The sequence below is a fragment of the Bacteroides sp. L10-4 genome (genome assembly GCF_013373675.1).
In the GTDB taxonomy this organism is placed as follows: Bacteria; Bacteroidota; Bacteroidia; order Bacteroidales; family Bacteroidaceae; genus Bacteroides; species Bacteroides muris.
The window spans coordinates 1-3,783 of the sequence record NZ_JABXJH010000115.1; the positions used below are offsets into that span (position 1 = coordinate 1).

The 3,783-nt window shown below is 38.1% G+C and carries 3 protein-coding genes; all 3 read left to right on the plus strand.

Annotated features, from left to right (window positions below; genetic code table 11):
• Positions 1-656 precede the first annotated feature (656 nt).
• Genes HU824_RS19165 through HU824_RS19175 form a run of 3 tightly spaced genes read left to right on the plus strand, consistent with a single transcriptional unit; the run spans position 657 to position 3,680 of the window.
• A complete protein-coding gene (locus HU824_RS19165; RefSeq protein ID WP_255260574.1) occupies positions 657-1,829 on the plus strand; it encodes a site-specific integrase in 1,173 nt (390 codons plus the stop codon).
• Entirely contained in the window at positions 1,813-2,799 is a 987-nt protein-coding gene (locus HU824_RS19170; protein ID WP_255260575.1) for a tyrosine-type recombinase/integrase, read from the plus strand. Before HU824_RS19165 ends, HU824_RS19170 begins: the two co-directional genes overlap by 17 nt.
• Before the next feature lie 2 nt (positions 2,800-2,801).
• Entirely contained in the window at positions 2,802-3,680 is an 879-nt protein-coding gene (locus HU824_RS19175) for a tyrosine-type recombinase/integrase (protein WP_255260576.1), read from the plus strand.
• Positions 3,681-3,783: the final 103 nt, after the last annotated feature.

Sequence of the window (3,783 nt, forward strand, 5' to 3'; positions counted from 1 at the left end):
AGATACAAAGATAGCGATTTTATCTGACATTCACAAATAGAATCACTGTTATTTTGATGATAATCAGAGGATTATTCTAAAATTGTTGCTGACCAACCTGATTGTATTCGATTCGCTGAATAGTTACTATTATCAATAGTGGAGTGAGAAATACCCAAGGTCAGGCATTAAAAATAAAATGATTTATTTTTATGGGTTTCTTTGCTACTTTATTTTCCGGTACTCACGAAAGAAAGTAGCGGTGGCAAACAGCCGCCGTTCTCTATCAACTGCTTTTAAGGCTCTTTATGGACGTGTATTTCTCTAACCACACTTTTACCTGTTCCATGTTATATTCACCCGTGATGATTGCCGTATGGTCGTCTATGGCTACAAACCGGACACTCTCATAGCTTATGTAAATCTTTGCATAAGCTACGTTATGTATAGGGAATAATTATGTAAAGTTTACATTAATCTTACATATTGCTAACAACCAACTATAAGAATATCAAATATTCCAGAAGAAACTATTCACATAACATCTTCGCATAATACTTTTGTCTTTATCCATTTTTAAATCATGATTTATTATGCGAATAGGAAAATTAGATTTACTAAGAGAGCGTGTTATGTCTTTCTTGCAATCAAGAGGTTACAAACAAGGAAGTTTCAAAATGTACAATCGTACTTATAATGAATTGGCGCACTTCATGGAACAGAAGAAAATAGCGGAATATGATAATTCCGTGGGGTATCAGTTTCTTCAATATAGGTTCTTGAATAGGGATTACCAGACCCTAACAGTACGGGAAAAACTGCGTTACCGGCATATTGACGCTTTAAACCAGTTGTTGGAATCGAATGAGGTAAGAGCACGGACACTCAAAAAGCCGTATGAGTTCGGTGGGGAAAAAGGTTATCCCTTTCGTCTTTTCCTGAAAGATTTACAATCTACCGGAAGGCAGTCCGCTTCTATCCGTAGAAGTGAAATCAGATTATATGATTTGTATAAGTATTGGGTATCTGCCGATTTGGATGCCGCAACATTCGGGTTGCAAGAAGGAATCTTATATATACAAAAACTTGATAAGGAACTGACTACAGGTGGACGGGAAGAAGCTATTACGAAAGTACGTGCATTTTTGTTTTATATGTGCGAGCGTGGGTTATTACCGGACAACAATCCGGAACGTTGGAAGGAACTTTTTAAACACAGATTTCTCAAAAGCCCCAAAATACCGTCCGTTTATACGCCCCAAGAAGTAGAGGCGATTATCAATGCCATTGACCGTACGACATCAAGAGGGAAAAGGGATTATGCCATTATATTATTGGGAGCCCGATATGGTTTGCGCAATTCTGACATTAGAGGGCTGCGTTTCTGCAATTTGGATTGGGAGAATAACAGGTTATGTTTTGCACAGCAAAAAACGGGCAAGAGGGTTACATTGCCACTTTCGGAAGAAGTTGGCATGGCAATAATAGATTACATACAACATAGCCGTCCTAAGGTGGATTTACCTTATGTGTTCTTGTCATTTAAGACTCCCTATAACCCACTGGCTAAAAATGCTGTAGCAAATACCATAACAGAATGGATGCACAATGCCGGAGTTGATTTTGCAACAAGACGGCATGGGAGCCATATCCTGCGCCATAGCCTTGCCACAAGCTTATTGAGTAACGAAGTGACATTACCTGTCATATCTGAAACATTGGGACACAGCAATTCCCAAGTTACAACGGCATATCTTCGTGTATCTGTTGACCTTTTGCGACAATGCGCATTGGATGTACCTTTTATTCCGACAACAGTTTATGATAATCTATATGGAGAAAGCAAATAACTATGGCATATATTCCGAATTAATCCAGCAATATGCTGATTATAAGCGTTCAAAAGGATATAAGATGGTTGATATTGAAAGGAGACTACACCGTTTTGACATGCTCACTATTGAACGCAACGAAACAGAAATAGGCATTTCAAGAGATTTATTCAACGCTTGGAAAAACCTGAATCCGTTGGAATCAGAAAGAAATCGTGAAACACGCATGTTATACCTTCGTGGTTTTTCAAGTTATCTTAGACTTTTGGGATATGATTCCTATGTCCCGAAATTGCGTAAAACCAAGCGTTCGTTCATCCCTCATATATACACCAAAAGAGAGATGGCTGCAATTTTTAAGGAGTGTGACAAAATGGGAAGCACACAATGCGTTTACAATTCGATAAGAGGTGTAATTCCTTTAATTATCAGGATGCTATACGGAACGGGAATACGTATCGGAGAAGCGTTAAAACTTTGCCATAAGGACGTTAATCTCGCTTTGGGTACACTAACCCTGCATGAGTGTAAGAACGGACAAGACCGAATCGTGCCAATGTCTTTGTCTTTGACTGCAATTTGTAAGGACTATGTTGTTTATAAAGAACACTGTAATATGTCTGTTGAACCGGATGCGCCCTTCTTTTCTTCTGCTGACGGAAAGCGATGCAGAGGAACATCTATAAACAGATTGTTCAAGGCGGTGTTGCAACGGGCAGGAATATTTGCAGGGGCAAAAGGCAAAACGCCCAGACTTCATGACTTGCGCCATACTTTTTGCGTGGAATCTCTTGTTAAAATGTCAGAATCAGGAAAAGACCTATACAACTCATTGCCACTCCTTATGACTTATGTCAGACATAAATCTTTATACTCAACAAACCAGTATGTACGGATGACGCAGCAAATGTATCCTCAATTAATTGCAAAAGTTGATGATACCTATCGTTGTGTATTCCCTGATATTAATATTGAAACAGAAGAATAATTATGAAACCTACTGATTTTTCTAAATATCTGACCGATTTTTTTGGCACATATCTGCCAATAGAATGTGGCGTTTCCCAAAATACGATATTGACTTACAGTTACACATTCTCCCTGTTGATTGAGTTCCTGAAAGAGCAAGAATTTATAAATCCACAGCGTGTTACCCTTGCGGATATAACCAAAGAACGGATTATAAATTTCTTGCAATGGCTTGAAGAAGACAGGCATTGCTCTGTTTCCACGCGAAATGCACGTCTTGCAGCCATTCGGTCTTTTTATAGTTACCTGCAATATCGAGATGTAAAAGGAATGTTCCGTTATCATGAAATAATGTCAATAAGGAAAAAGAAAACTGCTGCTCCTGAAATGGCTTATCTTACGATAGATGGTATAAAGTTGATTTTAAGTCAACCTGATTTGAAAACACGATATGGTCGTCGGGATTTCGTTCTTCTTTCACTACTCTATGACAGTGGGGCAAGAGTTCAGGAACTAATTGACCTTACGCCACCTAATATAGAATTTAATGATACGGCGACTGTCAAATTATACGGAAAGGGTAATAAGGCACGGATTGTACCTTTATCAAAACAACAAGCATCCAATCTCAAAAAATATATGTATGATGAGGGATTGATGAAAGAGGACAGGCATTGTGTTCCTATTTTTTGTAATTTCCACGGAGAGAAACTTTCCCGTGTTGCCGTCCTGAATATTGTAAAGAAATATGCAGAGATAGCTCGAAAAAAGTCCCCTGATTTAATCCCTGAAAATTTGGGATGCCATTCTTTCCGGCATTCCAAAGCCATGCACTTATTGGAGGCGGATATAAGAAGCTGTTTAAAATTTATTGAAGATAAACGTTATTGCAATGAATAATATATTGTAAATCAGTAGGTTAATTGGAGGTTTATTTGTAGCTTTATGAGTGTCAATCAATTAGAGTTATGGAACAATACTCAACTAACCTTACTGATAAACA

What these genes read in the sequence shown, in the direction of transcription:
- HU824_RS19165 (WP_255260574.1), top strand. Translation starts at nt 657, where the DNA reads ATGTACAATCGTACTTATAATGAATTGGCGCACTTCATGGAACAGAAG.
- HU824_RS19170 (WP_255260575.1), top strand. Translation starts at nt 1,813, where the DNA reads ATGGAGAAAGCAAATAACTATGGCATATATTCCGAATTAATCCAGCAA.
- HU824_RS19175 (WP_255260576.1), top strand. Translation starts at nt 2,802, where the DNA reads ATGAAACCTACTGATTTTTCTAAATATCTGACCGATTTTTTTGGCACA.